The organism is Pseudomonas sp. 9.3L (assembly GCF_058536285.1).
In genome coordinates, this window is the sequence record NZ_JBZUBK010000001.1 from 1,488,277 (window position 1) to 1,504,455 (window position 16,179).

Annotated in this window: 15 protein-coding genes; 5 read left to right on the forward strand and 10 right to left on the reverse strand. The window is 61.1% G+C overall.

Translation table 11 applies throughout. The annotated features are described in order from the left end of the window. Nucleotides 1-66 precede the first annotated feature (66 nt). The 8 genes from fabI to gloB form a co-directional block, all read right to left on the reverse strand. Complete coding sequence (gene fabI, locus AC4LE2_RS06755; RefSeq protein ID WP_491825020.1) at nt 67-861, reverse strand: enoyl-ACP reductase FabI; 795 nt, start codon at nt 859-861, stop codon at nt 67-69. Nucleotides 862-880: 19 nt separating this feature from the next. Beyond that, entirely contained in the window at nt 881-2,491 is a 1,611-nt protein-coding gene (locus AC4LE2_RS06760) for an ABC transporter ATP-binding protein (protein ID WP_491825021.1), read from the reverse strand. A gap of 1 nt (nt 2,492) precedes the next feature. Then, nucleotides 2,493-3,512: an ABC transporter permease gene (locus tag AC4LE2_RS06765; RefSeq protein ID WP_491825022.1), complete on the reverse strand. Its 1,020-nt coding sequence runs from the start codon at nt 3,510-3,512 to the stop codon at nt 2,493-2,495. Continuing rightward, complete coding sequence (locus tag AC4LE2_RS06770) at nt 3,512-4,585, reverse strand: microcin C ABC transporter permease YejB (protein WP_491825023.1); 1,074 nt, start codon at nt 4,583-4,585, stop codon at nt 3,512-3,514. Before AC4LE2_RS06770 ends, AC4LE2_RS06765 begins: the two co-directional genes overlap by 1 nt. Continuing rightward, a complete protein-coding gene (locus AC4LE2_RS06775; protein WP_491825024.1) occupies nt 4,585-6,384 on the reverse strand; it encodes an extracellular solute-binding protein in 1,800 nt (599 codons plus the stop codon). The genes AC4LE2_RS06770 and AC4LE2_RS06775 overlap by 1 nt, the downstream gene beginning before the upstream one ends. Further along, complete coding sequence (locus tag AC4LE2_RS06780) at nt 6,381-8,210, reverse strand: extracellular solute-binding protein (RefSeq protein ID WP_491825025.1); 1,830 nt, start codon at nt 8,208-8,210, stop codon at nt 6,381-6,383. Before AC4LE2_RS06780 ends, AC4LE2_RS06775 begins: the two co-directional genes overlap by 4 nt. A 91-nt stretch (nt 8,211-8,301) precedes the next feature. Then, nucleotides 8,302-9,729 carry a transglycosylase SLT domain-containing protein gene (locus AC4LE2_RS06785; RefSeq protein ID WP_491825026.1) on the reverse strand — a complete coding sequence of 476 codons (1,428 nt, stop codon included), beginning with the start codon at nt 9,727-9,729 and terminating at the stop codon, nt 8,302-8,304. Nucleotides 9,730-9,827: 98 nt separating this feature from the next. Then, complete coding sequence (gene gloB, locus AC4LE2_RS06790) at nt 9,828-10,607, reverse strand: hydroxyacylglutathione hydrolase (RefSeq protein ID WP_491825027.1); 780 nt, start codon at nt 10,605-10,607, stop codon at nt 9,828-9,830. 76 nt (nt 10,608-10,683) lie between these two features. On the opposite strand from gloB, the gene AC4LE2_RS06795 reads away from it, so the two are divergent. From AC4LE2_RS06795 to dnaQ, 3 genes are read left to right on the forward strand one after another with little or no spacing between them, the layout of a single operon-like run. Then, nucleotides 10,684-11,442, forward strand: coding sequence for a class I SAM-dependent methyltransferase (locus tag AC4LE2_RS06795; protein ID WP_491825028.1), 759 nt, complete (start codon nt 10,684-10,686; stop codon nt 11,440-11,442). 30 nt (nt 11,443-11,472) lie between these two features. Further along, nucleotides 11,473-11,943 (forward strand): ribonuclease HI, encoded by a 471-nt coding sequence (gene rnhA, locus AC4LE2_RS06800; RefSeq protein ID WP_491825029.1) that lies wholly within the window; start codon nt 11,473-11,475, stop codon nt 11,941-11,943. Beyond that, on the forward strand, nt 11,940-12,677 hold the full coding sequence (gene dnaQ / locus AC4LE2_RS06805; RefSeq protein WP_491825030.1) for a DNA polymerase III subunit epsilon: 738 nt from the start codon (nt 11,940-11,942) through the stop codon (nt 12,675-12,677). Before rnhA ends, dnaQ begins: the two co-directional genes overlap by 4 nt. Nucleotides 12,678-12,805: 128 nt before the next feature. Here the strand turns inward: dnaQ and AC4LE2_RS06810 are convergent, their stop codons facing one another. After that, nucleotides 12,806-13,024: a hypothetical protein gene (locus AC4LE2_RS06810; RefSeq protein WP_491825031.1), complete on the reverse strand. Its 219-nt coding sequence runs from the start codon at nt 13,022-13,024 to the stop codon at nt 12,806-12,808. A gap of 292 nt (nt 13,025-13,316) precedes the next feature. Here AC4LE2_RS06810 and brnQ point away from each other — a divergent pair, with 292 nt between their 5' ends. Both brnQ and AC4LE2_RS06820 read left to right on the forward strand, forming a co-directional pair. Continuing rightward, nucleotides 13,317-14,633, forward strand: a complete 1,317-nt coding sequence (brnQ, locus tag AC4LE2_RS06815; RefSeq protein WP_491825032.1) for a branched-chain amino acid transport system II carrier protein — start codon at nt 13,317-13,319, stop codon at nt 14,631-14,633. A 103-nt stretch (nt 14,634-14,736) separates the two neighbouring features. Further along, on the forward strand, nt 14,737-15,711 hold the full coding sequence (locus AC4LE2_RS06820; RefSeq protein WP_491825033.1) for a hypothetical protein: 975 nt from the start codon (nt 14,737-14,739) through the stop codon (nt 15,709-15,711). Between the two features lie 54 nt (nt 15,712-15,765). Here the strand turns inward: AC4LE2_RS06820 and AC4LE2_RS06825 are convergent, their stop codons facing one another. Beyond that, nucleotides 15,766-16,035: a hypothetical protein gene (locus AC4LE2_RS06825; protein WP_491825034.1), complete on the reverse strand. Its 270-nt coding sequence runs from the start codon at nt 16,033-16,035 to the stop codon at nt 15,766-15,768. Nucleotides 16,036-16,179 lie beyond the last annotated feature (144 nt).

A 16,179-nucleotide genomic window follows, 5' to 3' on the forward strand; every position in this document is an offset into this window, starting at 1 on the left:
GGCGGGGTAAAGCGGTAGGTTCGAGGCCGCCGCGTTCATGCGAGCGGCCTCGGGAGCGCAAACCGATTACTCGGTCAGGTCGCCCATGGCGGTGGTGTTGAAGCCGCCATCCACGTACATGATCTCCCCGCTGACCCCGGAGGCGAGGTCGGAGCAGAGGAACGCGCCAGCGTTGCCCACTTCGTCGATGGTGACGTTACGGCGTAGCGGAGTCTGAGCTTCGTTGGCATCCAGCATTTTGCGGAAGTTCTTGATGCCCGAGGCTGCCAGGGTGCGAATAGGGCCGGCAGAGATGGCGTTTACCCGAGTGCCTTCAGCGCCCAGGCTGCGAGCCAGGTACCGCACGCCCGCTTCCAGGCTGGCCTTGGCCATGCCCATCACGTTGTAGTTGGGCATGGTGCGCTCGGCGCCCAGGTAAGAGAGGGTGAGCAGGCTACCATTACGGCCCTGCATCAGCTCGCGGCCAGCCTTGGCCAGGGCCACAAAGCTGTAGGCACTGATGTCGTGCGCGATGCGGAAGCCTTCGCGGGTAGTGGCGCTGGTGAAGTCGCCGTCCAGCTGGTCCCCGGGTGCGAAACCTACCGAATGCACGATGCAGTCGAGCCCGTCCCATTGTTGCGCCAGCGCTTCGAATACCTTGGCAATCTCTTCATCGTTGGCCACATCGCATGGGAAGCACAGTTCAGGGCGCGAACCCCAGCCACTGGCAAACTCCTCGACGCGCCCTTTGAGCTTTTCGTTCTGATAGGTGAAGGCAAGTTCGGCGCCTTCGCGGTGCATGGCTGCCGCGATGCCCGAGGCGATGGACAGCTTGCTTGCAACACCGACGATCAGTACGCGCTTACCGGCGAGAAAACCCATGTGTTCTTTCCTCTTCTCATTAATCGACAACTGCGGGGGCCAAAAAGGCTGCTTCTAGCAGTTGTTGGGTATAGGGGTGTTGCGGCGCGGCGAAAATCGCCGCCGCCTCCCCTTGTTCAACGACCTGGCCCTGTTTCATGACCACCAACTGGTGGCTTAGGGCCTTGACCACGGCCAGGTCATGGCTGATGAATACATAGGTCAAGCCGTGCTTGGCCTGAAGTGCCCGTAGTAGCTCTACCACCTGCCGTTGGACGGTACGGTCCAGGGCCGAGGTGGGCTCATCCAGCACGATCAGTGCTGGCTGGAGAATCAATGCTCGCGCAATGGCAACCCGCTGGCGCTGCCCACCGGAAAACTCGTGAGGGTAGCGATGGCGCGTATCGGGGTCCAGGCCTACTTCACGCAGCACCTCGATAATAGCCGCGTCTTGCGTTTGAGGCGTGCCTATACCATGGATACGCAACCCTTCGCCAATGATCTGGCCCACGCTCATGCGTGGGCTCAGGCTACCGAACGGGTCCTGGAAGACCACTTGCAACTCCCTGCGCAAGGGCCGTACCTGTGCTCTGTCCAGCCCTTGCAAGTCTGTGCCATTGAAGCGAATACCTCCCTGGCTATGGATCAGCCGTAGGATCGCTAGCCCAAGGGTCGACTTGCCCGACCCGCTTTCGCCTACTACACCGAGGGTCTGGCCCCGGCGAAGCGAGAAGCTGATCCCATCCACTGCCTTGATCTCGTCGGTCACCCGGCGTAACAGGCCCTTGCGTATGGCAAACCCTACCTTGAGGCCCTGGACTTCAAGCAGCGGTGCGGCCAAGGGGGCTTGCACCGGGCTGCCAGCAGGCTCGGCTGCCAGCAACTCACGGGTGTACGGGTGCGACGGCTGGCTGAACAACTGCTCGCTTGCAGCCTGTTCGACGATGCAACCGCGCTGCATGACACATACACGGTGGGCAATTCTTCGCACCAGGTTCAAATCATGGCTGATCAGTAGCATCGCCATGCCCAGGCGTGCCTGCAGGTCTTTGAGCAATTCAAGGATCCGCAGCTGCACAGTGACATCCAGTGCCGTGGTGGGTTCGTCGGCAATCAATAGCTCCGGCTCGTTGGCCAGGGCCATGGCAATCATCACCCGTTGGCGCTGGCCCCCAGACAACTCGTGAGGCAGAGCGCGCAGGCGCCGCGCCGGCTCGGGAATACCGACCAGGGCGAGCAACTCCAGGGTACGCTCCCTGGCGGCGGCGCCCATCAGGCCCTTGTGCAGGGCCAGCACCTCGCCGATCTGTTTTTCGACGCTGTGCAGCGGGTTGAGGGAGGTCATGGGTTCTTGAAAGATCATGGCGATACGGTTGCCGCGAATCGATTGCAGTGTGCGCTCCGACGCCTGCAGCAGATCCTGTCCGGCATAGTGGATCTGCCCGCTGGGGTGACGGGCTGCCGGGTAGGGGAGCAATCGCAGGATCGAATGCGCAGTCACTGATTTCCCCGAGCCGCTTTCGCCGACCAGCGCCAGGGTTTCACCCCGGCGTAGGTCGAAGCTCACGCCGCTGACCGCATGCTGTACCTGGCCGCCGGCATGAAAGTCCACCGCCAGGTCGCGGACTTGGATCAAGGTGTCGGGGGTCATGTCATTTCCTTGGGTCGAAGGCATCACGCGCCGCTTCCCCGATGAAGACCAGCAAGCTCAACATCAGGGCCAGTACGGTAAAGGCGCTCAAGCCTAGCCAAGGGGCTTGAAGGTTCGCCTTGGCCTGGCTGACGAGTTCACCGAGAGAGGGGGAGCCGGCAGGTAGCCCGAAGCCAAGGAAGTCCAGGGCCGTAAGGGTGCCGATGGCGCCGGTAAGAATGAACGGCAGGTAGGTGAGGGTCGACACCATTGCATTGGGCAAGATGTGGTTGAACATGATAGGGCCGTCCTTCATGCCCAGGGCACGGGCTGCACGGACGTATTCAAGGTTGCGCCCGCGCAGGAACTCGGCGCGTACCAAATCTACCAGGCTCATCCATGAGAACAGCAACATGATCCCCAGCAGCCACCACACGTTCGGCTGCACGAAGCTGGCCAATATGATCAGCAGGTAGAGCACCGGCAATCCTGACCACACTTCGAGAAAACGCTGGCCTGCCAGGTCAACCCAGCCCCCATAGAAGCCCTGAAGTGCACCAGCGATCACGCCGACGATGGAGCTGAGAACAGTGAGCGTTATGGCGAACAGCACTGAGATACGGAAGCCGTAGATCACCCGCGCCAGCACATCCCGGCCTTGGTCATCGGTGCCTAACCAGTTTTGCCGGGAAGGCGGGGCAGGGGCGGGCACCCTCAGGTCATAGTTGATGCTCTGATAGCTGAAGGGGATGGGCGGCCAGAGCGTCCAGGCGCCCTGGCGCGCCAACAGATCACGTACGTAAGGGCTTTTGTAATTGGCCTCCAGGGGAAACTCACCGCCGAAGGTGGTCTCTGGGTAGCGCTCGAAGGCCGGGAAGTACCACGCATCGTTCAGGTGAATCACCAAAGGCTTGTCATTGGCAATCAGCTCAGCGCCCAGGCTCAAGATGAACAGCGCGCTGAACAGCCACAGCGACCACCAGCCGCGCTTGTGTGCCTTGAAGCGTTGCAGCCTTCGCCGGTTGAGGGGGGAAAGGGCCATCAATGCTGCCTACCTTCAAAGTCAATACGGGGGTCTACGAGGGTGTAGGTCAGGTCGCCGATCAACTTCACAAACAGGCCCAGCAGGGTAAAGATGAACAGCGTGCCGAAGACTACCGGGTAGTCGCGATTGATCGCGGCCTCAAAGCTCATGAGCCCCAGCCCGTCGAGGGAGAAGATGACCTCGATCAGCAGCGACCCTGTGAAGAAAATGCCAATGAAGGCGGAAGGGAAACCGGCTACGACCAGCAACATGGCATTGCGGAAGACATGCCCGTACAACACCCGGCGTTGATTCAAGCCTTTGGCCCGAGCCGTGATGACGTAGTGTTTGCCGATCTCATCCAGAAAGCTGTTCTTGGTCAGCAGGGTCATGGTGGCGAAGTTGCCAATCACCAGTGCGGTCACTGGCAGGGCCAGGTGCCAGAAGTAGTCTTTCACTTTGCCCAGCAGGCTGAGCTGTTCAAAGTCGTTGGAGGTCAGCCCTCTGAGCGGGAACCAGTGCAGGTAACTGCCACCGGCGAATAGCACGATCAGTAAAATAGCGAACAGGAAGGCCGGCACCGCATAGCCCACCACGATGGCCGAGCTGGTCCACACATCGAACGCGGACCCGTGCCGCATGGCCTTGGCAATCCCCAGCGGGATCGACACCAGGTACATGATGAGCGTGCTCCAGAGCCCCAGTGAAATGGACACGGGCATTTTTTCCAGAATAAGGTCGGTCACCTTGGCGTCGCGGAAGAAGCTTTCGCCGAAGTCCAGGCGGGCGTAGTTCTTGATCATCAGCCAGAGCCGCTCTGGCGCAGGCTTGTCGAACCCATACTGGCGTTCTATTTCGGCAATCAGCGCAGGGTCCAGCCCTTGGGCGCCGCGGTAGCTAGACCCGGCCACGGCGACCTCAGCGCTTCCCCCGCCTATTCGGCTGGTCGCGCCCTCGAACCCTTCGAGCCGGGCGATGGTTTGCTCCACGGGGCCACCGGGCGCTGCCTGGATGATTACAAAATTGATAATCAAAATGCCCAGCAGCGTTGGCACGATCAGTAACAGGCGTCGCAGTAGGTAGGCCAGCATCAATTAGGCGCCTCGGGCTTGGCCCACCAAGTGCTCAAGCCAATGTCATACCGTGGGGGGGTGGCAGGATGAGCGAACCTGTTCCAGTACGCCACACGCCAGCGATCGATATGCCAGTTCGGGATCAGAATGGCATTCCACAGCAGTACCCGGTCCAGTGCCTTGGCATGGGCAACCAGGCTGGCGCGGGACTCTGCGTTGACCAAGCCTTCTATCAAGGTATCCACTGCAGGGTCTTTAAGGCCCATGTAGTTGCGGCTACCGGCGTTGTCTGCCGACGCGCTTGACCAGTAGCCGCGCTGCTCGTTACCCGGCGAAGCCGACTGCGGGAAGCTGGCCACGACCATGTCGAAGTCGCGGGAGCGCAGCCGGTTCACGTACTGTGACGTGTCTACACGACGTAGCACCAGGTCGATGCCCAGGTCCTTGAGGTTGCGCTTGTAGGGCAACAGCACCCGGTCGAAATCGGGCTGTACCATGAGGAATTCGATCACTGCAGGCTTGCCGCTGGCATCCAGCATCTGATCCCCCTCGATGCGCCAGCCTGCAGCCTGAAGCAAGCGATAGGCTTCCCGTTGCTGGTCGCGAATCATGCCGCTGCCATCGGTGATCGGGTTGCTCCAGGCTTCGCTGAAGACCTGAGGCGGAACTTGCCCGCGTAAAGGCTCCAGCAGTTTCAGCTCATCAGGCCCTGGCACGCCACGGGCTGCCATCTCGGAATTTTCAAAAAAGCTGGTGTTGCGCTTGTAAGCGCCGTTGAACAGCTGCTTGTTGGTCCATTCGAAGTCGAACAGTAACGCCAGTGCTTGTCGTACCCTCACATCCGTAAACAGAGGGCGCCGCTGGTTGAAGACAAAACCCTGCATGCCGGTGGGGCTGCCATTGGGTATTTCTTCACGCACCAGGCGGCCTTCTTTCACGGCAGGCACGTCGTAAGCGGTGGCCCAGTTCTTGGCGATCATCTCTTCCCGAAAGTCGAACTGGCCCGCCTTGAGGGCTTCCAAGGCCACGGTGGAGTCGCGGTAATAGTCGTAGACCAGGGCGTCGAAGTTGTACCGGCCTCGATTCACGGGTAGGTCCTTGGCCCAGTAGTCTTTGACCCGTTCCAGGCGCACGGACCTGCCTGCGTTCACCTCGGCTACGCGGTATGGGCCGCTGCCCAGGGGGATCTCCAGGTCGCCACGCTCGAAATCACGGCCTTCCCAGGCGTGTTTGGGCAACACCGGCAGTTGCCCAAGAATCAACGGCAGTTCCCGGTTGGCGTTGCCTTTGAACGTGAACAGCACTTGCAGCGGGTTTTCGATAACCACGTCAGACACGTCGGCATAGTAGCTGCGATAGAAAGGTGAGCCCTTGGTGGTAAGGGCAGTGAAACTGAATGCCACGTCCTCGGCGCGCACGGGGTGGCCGTCGTTGAAGCGCGCTTCGGGCCGCAAGTAAAACCGCACCCAGGTATGGTCCGGTGCTTTCTGAATGCGTGAGGCGACCAATCCATACTCAGTCATGGGCTCATCCAGGCCCTGCACCGCCAGGGTATCGTAGATCTGTTCGAGCCCCTCGGCAGGCACGCCCTTGCTGATGAACGGGTTCAGGGTATCGAAGCCGCCGATGGCAGCTTGACGCAAGGTACCGCCTTTGGGCGCGTTCGGGTTCACGTAGTCGAAGTGATTGAAGCCCGCCGGGTAACGTGGCGGCTCGTCGTATAGCGTAATGGCATGCTCGCCGGCGGCATGGGCAAAGCACCCCACTACCAGCAGCAGGCTGCACCCCAGGCGAGCCAGGGCTGGGTAAAACGTCATCGATGTGTCTCCAGGGTCTTGAGCCACCAGGTGTTCAGCGCCAGGGCATAAGGCGGTGTAGGCAGGTAAGCGAAGCGGTTACGGTAAGCCAGGCGGTGGTAGTCAAGGTACCAGTTCGGCACCATATAGTGTTGCCACAGCAGCACACGGTCCAAGGCCCGCGCTGCGGCGGCCTGTTCGGTTCGGGTATGTGCGGCCAGTAATAGTTCCAGCAACCGGTCAACCACCGGGTTGGCGATGCCTGCGTAGTTCTTGCTGCCTTTGATCCCGGCCTGACTCGAATGGAAGTATTGCCACTCCTCCAGCCCAGGGCTGAGGGTTTGAGAAAGGGTCATCAGGATCATGTCGAAGTCGAACTGATCAAGGCGCTGCTTATACTGGGCTCGGTCTACGGTGCGCAGGTGTGCATCGATGCCGATGCGCCGCAGGTTTTCTACGTAGGGCTCCAGTATGCGTTCCAGGCCGGGGTTCACCAGTAGCAGTTCCAGCCGCAGCGGTTGCCCGGCCTGGTCACGTAGTTGGCCATCACCATAGGCCCATCCCGCTTCGCTGAGCAGTGCCATGGCGTCACGCAGGGCGCCGCGGTCGATGCCGTTGCCCTCGGTGCGCGCGACCTCGAACGGTTGAGTCAATAGCCCGGCTGGCAAGCGATCACGCCACGGCGACAGCAGTAGCCACTCCGCGCCGGTTGGCACGGCGGTGGCACTGAATTCAGTGTTGGGAAAATAACTGCTGGCCCGTTTGTAGGCACCGCTGAACAGCGCGCGGTTGGCCCACTCGAAATCGAACAACATGCCCAGCGCCTGGCGTACTCTGATGTCGCTGAACCGGGCACGCCGGGTATTAATGAACAGCCCTTGGGTCTGCGTAGGAATGCGGTGAGTGATCTCGCGTTTCACCACCCCACCTTGTGCAACCGCCGGAAAGTCATAGCCATAGGCCCAGTTCTTGGCCTGGTGTTCGATGTAGATGTCAAACTCGCCAGCCTTGAAGGCTTCGAACGCTACATTGCTGTCCCGGTAAAACTCCACTTCGACACGATTGAAGTTGTACTTACCCTTATTTACCGCCAGACCTTGCCCCCACCAGTTTTTGACGCGCTCGAACACCAGCCGCCGCCCTGGTACTACCTGGGTAATGCGGTAGGGGCCACTCGTGAGGGGTGGTTCAAAGGTAGTGGCTTGAAAATCACGCCCCGCCCAATAGTGGCGAGGCAGTACGGGCATTTCCCCCAAGCGTAGGATGAGCAGGGGGTTACCGCTGCGCTTGAACACGAAGCGGATACGATGAGGGCCGAGTTGATCCACCCGCTGCACTTCTTGCAGGCTGGTGCGGTATTGGGGGTGACCTTGGGTGAGCAGGGTACGGTAGGAAAAGGCCACGTCTGCTGCAGTGATGGGCTGGCCGTCGTTGAAGCGCGCTTCGGGGCGCAAGTTGAACACCACCCAACTGCGGTCGTCAGCGTACTCCACTGATTTTGCGATCAAGCCGTAGCTTGAGGTGGGCTCGTCACCGGAGGGGTCGTATTGGCCCGTACCGACCATCAATGGCTCGTTAAGCTCGCTGACACCGTATTGCAGAAAATTGCCGGTAGCGGTAGGGCTGGTTCCCTTCAACGTATAGGGATTGAGGGTATCGAACGTGCCGGATGCCATGATCCGAAGCGTGCCGCCTTTGGGGGCGGCCGGGTTGGCCCAATCGAAGTGATCGAAGGTGGACGGGTATTTCAGCGTGCCGAACTGGGCGTAGCCATGGCTCTCGATTCGTGTCGCCCCAGCAGGGCCAGACAATAACAATCCAAGTACAAAGAGGGGTAGCGCACGCATCAGGTCACGGCTTCAGGGGTGGCCAGGCGGTACAGTAGCAGAAGCGCCCCGCCATCGACAGGGGCTGCCCATACAGGGCGGGCGACGTGGCTTAGCGGTCGGTGTAGACCGTAAGGGTTTGACCGGGGCGCAGCGCTTTGCCCAATCGTGGATTCCAGCGCTTGAGGTGCTGCGGCTGAACGTTGAATCGCTTGGCCACCCCGTAGTAGGAATCCCCTTTGCGCACGCGGTATTGGGTAGTGCGCTTGGTCTCGGTGACTTGCGTACGTGCCTTCCCTTTAGCCGCTGTGGCACCGCCTTGCATGACCAGCATCTGGCCAGCTTTGAGGTGCTTACCGCTGAGCTTGTTCCAGCGCTGGAGATCGCCAACGTTAACCCGGTTGGCCTTGGCGATGGCGGCGAGGTTATCCCCGGGCCTGACGCGATAGGCGCGACGCGGCGCGGGCACTGCGCTGGCTACCTGCTCGAACACTTGCTGGCGTGGGCGCAGCGTCAGCAGCTGGTCGGGGTTCATGGAGGCCAGGCTGTCGGCCAGCAATTGTGCCTTCGCGGTCGGAACCAGCAGGTGCTGGGGGCGATCCAGAGTGACACGCTTCTTGAACGCCGGGTTGAGCTGGTACAGCTCGTCTTCGTCAATATCGGCCAGGGCCGCCACCCGCGCCAGGTCCAGGCGCTGGTTGATTTCGACCACCTTGAAGTAGGGCTGGTTGGCGATAGGCTCCAGGTCCATCCCGTAGGCTTCGGGCGACGACACCACTTCAGACAGGGCCAAAAGCTTGGGTACGTAGTCTCGGGTTTCTTGCGGTAGTGGCAGGTTCCAGTAATCGGTAGGCAGGCCCAGCTTCTGGTTACGCTCGATCGCCCGACTCACTGTACCTTCGCCTGCGTTGTACGCGGCCAAGGCCAGCAGCCAGTCGCCGTCGAACATGTCGTGCAGTTTGGTAAGGTAGTCGAGCGCCGCATTGGTAGACGCGGTGACGTCCTGGCGACCGTCGTATAGGTTGGTTTGGCGCAAGTTGAAATAGCGCCCGGTGGACGGAATGAACTGCCATAGGCCTACGGCATTGGCGCGGGACAGCGCCATGGGGTTATAGGCGCTCTCTATCACGGGCAGCAGTGCGAGCTCCAGCGGCATGTTGCGTTCGTCCAGGCGCTCGATGATGTAATGCAGGTACAGGCTGCCGCGGTCTGCAGAACTGAGCAGGAACTGCGGGTTACTCACGAACCACAAGCGCTGCTGCTCCACCCGTGGGTTGACGTCTACGCCGTCCTGTAACTGGAAGCCATCGCGCATGCGCGCCCAGAGGTCCTGGGGCTGCTGCTTGTCTCGGGCAAGGTGAAAAATCGGCTTTGGCTTGGCCCGCTTGATCACTGCTGCCGTACGCGCCGTGGGCACGTTGTCTTCCACCTGTGGGGTGCTTTGGCATCCGACCAGCGCCGCCGACACCGCCAGGGCAAGTGCCTGGCCAAGCCGAGTGAACGCGCGGGAAGAGGGTGCGAAAGCAGAGGAAGGCGACATTGGTGAGGGGCTTGTCCGGGCAAAAAGGTGCGGGGATTCTAGGAACGAGGGGTAGTGCGGTCAACCTTTGAGAATCTTCCACACCGCGCACGCCTTGGTTAAAAGTGGTCCTTCCACCCCCTCAACGCCTTGAATACAGCGGCTTCGTCAGCCAGAGCGTAGCCTTCGTGCTGCTCTGCTTTTTCTTTAATAGATGTTTCGCCAGTGCGTAAAAAGGGGTTGGTGGCCTTCTCCACTGCCAGCGTCGAGGGCAGCGTGATCTCATTGCGCGAGCGTTGAGCGCTGACTTCGGCCAGGCGTTCGGCAAGCGCGTGGTTGTCGGGCTCGACAGCCACTGCGAAACGCAAGTTGCTTAAGGTGTATTCATGGGCGCAATACACCAGGGTCTCGTCCGCCAAGGCGGCGAGGCGAGACAGCGACGTATGCATTTGCTCAGGCGTGCCTTCGAACAACCGCCCACAGCCTCCGGCGAACAGGGTATCACCGCTGAACAGCAGTGGGCGGTCGCTGCCTTGATGCGCGAAGGCAATATGGCCTGCGGTGTGGCCGGGCACGCGGATAACGGTCAGGGCCAACCCCAGCACCTGAAGGTGGGCGCCATCAGTCAGTGGGTGGTCCAGGCAGGGTAGGGTTTCGTCGGCCGGCCCCCACACCTGAGCGCCAGTGCGCGCCTTGAGAGCGTTCACGCCCCCGGTATGGTCATGGTGATGGTGGGTGATGAGGATGTCGCTCAGCACCCATTGGGGGTGGTCGTCCAGCCACCGCTCCACGGGTGCGGCTTCGCCTGGGTCCACTACAACGCACCGCTGCGTGGCGTGATCATGCAGTAACCAGATGTAATTATCGGAAAACGCGGGAAGCGCGCTGATCTGTATCATGGCGGTTTTCGCTCGGCTTGGAATATGCGCTATCTTAGGCCGGTACGATCCTGGGGAGAACCCGGAAGGAGCGGCAATGACAGTTAAGCCATTCGCGCGGGCGGACCACCATTGGGTTGAGCTGATTGGCCAGGCCCGGGAGTGGTTTGACGGGCCGCTCGGCCAGCTCTTGCTGCGCGAAGAACACGCCGTGCTGTGCGCCGAGTTGGGGAAGTTCTTTGGGGGGTACCTGGTGCATTACGGCCCGCATGCCGATGCTCCGCCCATTGCAGCGCGTATCCAGCACCACGTGCGCCTGGGCGCCCCCTTTCCAGGGGTACAGATCGCCTGCGAAGAACAAGCCTGGCCGCTAGGCGAGCATGCCGCCGACCTGGTCGTGCTTCAGCATGGGCTGGATTTTTCAGTATCGCCCCACGGCCTGCTGCGCGAGGCCGCACGTGCCGTGCGCCCTGGCGGGCACCTGGTGATCGTTGGAATCAACCCTTGGAGCCCTTGGGGCGTGAGGCATGCGTTCTCTAAGGGGGCGCTGCGCAAGGCCCGCTGTATCTCCGCGTCCAGGGTAGGGGACTGGCTTAACCTGCTGGGTTTCGCGCTGGAGAAAAAACGCTTCGGGTGCTATTGTCCCCCGCTTGCCTCGCCTGCCTGGCAGGCGCGCATGGCGGGCTGGGAGCAGGCTGCCGGGCGCTGGCAAAGCGCAGGCGGCGGGTTCTATGTGCTGGTCGCCCGTAAGCTGGTGGTGGGCCTTCGCCCCCTGCCGCAACCCCGGCGCGAACCCATGGGCAAGCTGTTGCCCTTGCCTCTGGCCAAGCTGAATCGACGCGATGGCGGGCAGTAGGCACTTCCTGTTTCCAGTACGGGCTGATCAATGAGCGAAATTATCGAGGTGTACACCGACGGTGCCTGCAAGCGCAATCCTGGCCCAGGCGGGTGGGGCGCGCTGTTGGTGTACAAGGGCGTAGAAAAAGAACTCTGGGGTGGCGAGCTGTCCACCACTAACAACCGCATGGAGCTGACCGCCGCCATTCGCGCGCTGGAGGAGCTCAAGCGCACGTGCCAGGTGAAGCTGGTCACCGATTCCGAATACGTCATGAAAGGTATCCAGCAGTGGATGCCTAACTGGAAAAAACGCGGCTGGAAAACCGCGGCCCGCGAGCCGGTGAAAAACGCAGACCTCTGGCAGGCACTGGATATCCAGGTGAACCGTCACCAGGTCGCATGGGAGTGGGTGCGAGGTCACAACGGCCACGTGGGCAACGAGCGTGCAGACACACTGGCCAATCGCGGCGTGGATGAAGTGCGTGGCGCGCGCAAGGGCGTGCAGGCGGTAGCGCCATGAGTACGCCTGTTACCACCCAACGGATCATCGTGCTAGACACCGAAACCACTGGCATGCCGGTGACTGACGGCCACCGAGTGCTGGAAATCGGCTGCGTGGAGGTAGTAGGCCGTCGCCTCACCGGGCGTAACTTCCATATCTACCTGCAGCCAGACCGTGAAAGCGATGAAGGTGCCATCGGCGTCCACGGCATCACTGCCGAGTTCCTGCGGGACAAACCCCGGTTTGCCGAGGTGGCTGACGAGTTCTATGAATACATCCAGGGCGCCACCCTGGTAATCCATAACGCAGCGTTCGACGTTGGCTTCCTTAACAATGAGTTTGGGTTACTGGGTCAGCCTGACCGGGCGGATTTAAGCCAGTACTGCACCATCATCGACTCTTTGGCCTTAGCCCGTGCCCGCCACCCTGGCCAGCGCAACAGCCTGGATGCCCTATGCAAGCGCTATGGTGTAGACCTCAGCGAGCGTACGCTGCACGGCGCGTTGTTAGACGCCGAATTGCTGGCGGACGTGTACCTGTCCATGACCGGTGGTCAAACCAGCCTGTCGCTGGCCAGCAATGGCGCAGGTGAGGAGGGGGGTGACGAGCGCGGCAGCCAGGTTCGCCGGCTGACAGGCGCCCGGCCTATGGGGCGTATTGTCCTTGCAAGCGAAGCGGACCTTGCTGCTCACGCCGCGCATCTTGAACGCATCGAGAAGGCCAGCGGTGCTCCAGCGCTATGGGCAGAATAGCGCGTAGCAGCTTTAGGCAGAAATGCCGTGGCGAGCCACTGCCCGACATCCGGCAATCGCAGGCTACTTAGCGAGATCTCTCAGGGTCAGGGCGTGACGGTGAGGCGAGGGGCGTGGGGGGGAAATACTCAGGGGATTCGAACGATCTCGACGCCGCTCTGGACCAGCATAAACCGATCATCACCCAAGTGATTCACTCGGTCTCCGATGGCCAGCTTGTACGTCAGGGGCATAGGTTCGCCCGAGGTGCTGTCTGATTGAGCGTCTACATCCTGAAAAGCGTGAACAGGATAGATCCGCCCTTCGGCGTCCCGCGCGTGAAACTGGGCCACCACTTGAACTGCCATGCTTGAATCCTCCGACCGGTGCGGTACTCGTATCTGAAGCATAGACCCTGCTATGGCTGAGGAGTTTACCCGCAGTAAAAAATTACCTGTCTTACCCCTGCACTGCAACGGTGCGCTGGTCGGCCGAGCGCCTCGCCAAGGTGCATTTATATTTAGTTTTCGCTATCCTTTGCGCCCTTTGTCAGCCCCACAAGGGTCGATGAAGCCAGTCGCCGCATCCTGGCGCACCCCTTCCCCTGACCGTGCGGGAATTCTTCCTCTCTCTTTGTTCTTTTGCAGTATGGTCCCTTACATGAACGTGCTTAAAGGCCAGGACATTCTGGCACTCGGTTTTATGACATTCGCGCTGTTTGTAGGCGCGGGCAACATTATCTTCCCCCCCATCGTAGGGTTACAGTCAGGCCCGGATGTGTGGCTGGCCGCAATCGGCTTCCTGATCACTGCGGTTGGGCTGCCCGTGCTCACGGTGATAGCGCTGGCGAAAGTGGGCGGTAGCATCGATGCGCTCAGTACCCCGCTCGGCCGAGTAGCCGGGGTAGCGCTGGCGGTGGTGTGTTACCTGGCGGTCGGCCCGCTGTTCGCTACGCCGCGTACTGCGACGGTTTCCTTCGCGGTAGGCCTGGCACCGCTGACCGGTGATGGGCCCTTGCCGCTGGCTATCTACAGCGCGGTGTATTTCACGCTGGTGGCTGTGGTGTCGCTCTACCCTGGGCGTTTGCTCGATACGGTAGGCCGGTTCCTGGCCCCGCTGAAAATTCTGGCATTGGCCGCGCTGGGTATTGCGGCGTTCATGCTCCCGGCAGGGCCAGTGGGCCAAGCCACCGCCGAGTACCAGGCCTCACCCTTTTCGCTGGGCTTCATCAACGGTTACCTCACCATGGATACCCTAGGGGCGTTGGTCTTCGGCATCGTTATCGTCAACGCCATCCGGTCACGGGGTATCGAGTCGCCCAGGCTGGTAACCCGCTACGCAATTATCGCCGGGTTGATCGCCGGGCTTGGTCTGGTACTGGTGTATGTCAGCCTGTTCAGGCTAGGCGCAGGTAGCCATGCCATTGCTGCCGGTGCAGACAACGGCGCGCAGGTGTTGCATGCCTATGTCCAACACACCTTCGGCATGGTGGGCAGCCTGTTCCTGGCTGTGCTCATTTCCCTGGCATGCGTGGTCACCGCAGTGGGGCTCACCTGCGCCTGCGCTGAGTATTTCAGCAAGCTGCTTAGGGTACCCTACGCGTTCCTGGTGATCGCACTGGCGCTGTTCTCGTTGCTGGTGTCCAACCTGGGGCTTACCCGCCTTATCCAGGTGTCGATACCTATCCTCACAGCCATTTATCCGCCTTGCATTGTGCTAGTGGCGCTGAGTTTCGTGCACAACCTGTGGCGCTCGCCCGTAGCAGTGGTCGCGCCTGTCGCACTGGTGGCGCTGCTGTTTGGTTGCATTGATGCCTTCAAAGCCACCCCGTGGGCGGCCCACCTGCCAGCGGCCTTGGCAGACTTGCCTTTGAGCAGCCAGAACCTGGCCTGGCTAGTGCCTTCTGTCGCCACCCTGGTCATTGCCGTCGTAAGTGATCGGCTGCTCGTGCGACAGGCGTCCACTTTCCAGCGCTAAACTGCGCCCCTCCGGGCCTCGTTCGCGCGAGGCCTTATCCATAGTGCGCGGGGGTGCTAGGCTCTGCACGAAATGGTTTGGCACTCGGTGGGGCAGGAGGCACATGAACGACGCCATCGGTGGTTACTTCGAGCTGGAGATCCCAGCCGGCCAGGCACTCTATCCCCACGCGGCAGGTTACAACAGTGCCCGCTATGCGTTCGAGGCGCTGTTGAGCCACGGCGGCGCGCGGCGTGTCTACCTGCCTTGGTACACCTGCGCAACCATGGTGGCCGCTGCGCAGCGCAGTGGACTAGAGGTTCGTCGCTACTGCCTGGATGAGCGCCTTGAGGTGCTGGGCGTGCCCGAATTGGCAGCCGATGAGCGCCTGCTCTACGTCAACTATTTCGGCTTCAAGACCGCCTACCTGCACGAGGTGCTCGCCCCTCGGTTGGCCGGGCGGTTAATCGCGGACCATGCCCAAGCGTTGTTCTCACCGCCATTGCCCGGCATACCTACACTGTACTCACCCCGCAAATTTATGGGTGTGCCGGATGGCGGTTGGTTAATCAACGCTCCGGCGGGCCTGCCTATCCCGTTGCCGTGTGTCAGCCGCGGGCGTTTCGCTGCGTTGCTGGGGCGAGCAGAAGAGGGGCCTGAGCCTTGGTACGGGCAGTATGTGGTGGTAGAGCAGGGCATACGTGACGAGGGCGTGCGGGGGATGTCTCGCCTGACCGAGCGCTTGCTTGAAGGAGCCGACTACTGCGCGATCGCTCAACGCCGTGCCGCAAATGTTCAACAGGTGCATCACGCGCTGGCAGAGATCAATGCCTGGACGGTGCCTGAGCAGGCCGGCCTTGCCCCTTTGTGTTACCCGCTAGTGCTGGCTGATGCACAGCAGGCCGAGCAGGTACGTGCGCGCTTGGCTCAACGGCGTATTTATGTAGCAACCTATTGGCGTGAGGTAGCGGAAGCGGAAGCGCCGTGTGACGTAGCCCAGCAGTGGGCGCGTTGCATGCTGCCGTTACCGATCGATCAGCGTTACGCAGCTGTGCATATGGAGAGGTTATTGGAAGAGGTGGCTCGTGCCCTGGAGTGAATCCCGGCCGCCGCGTGAGCGGAGCAGGCCGGTATCCAGGCAGGCCGGGTAAACTTACTGCTTTGGCGTTGCGGCAGGCGCTGGCGCGGTGCCGTTGGCTGGGGTGCTCTCTTCGGCAGCTTTTTGCTGAGCTGCAGCGGCATCCTGGTTAGCCTTTGCGTTTTCTTTAGCAGCGTCGTTCATTTGATCCTGAGCCTTGTCCATGTGCTCTTGAGCGTTTTCTTTATGGTCCTGGGCGTCTTTGGCTTTGTCAGAAGCGTTGTCGCAGGCCGCCAGGCCCAAGGTCGCAGCCAGCATCAGGGCATAAGCGAAAGTCTTTTGCATGGGGTGTTTCTCCTTATGGATTGTGATCACGTGGCTTCGAGCGCAACGGGCTCCGTTAAGTTCCACCCATTGTGCTCAGCGTGCCCAACAGGCTGACTGCACTTGAAATTCTTAGGCCTGCCCCCATCTGCTGGTCATCTCGCC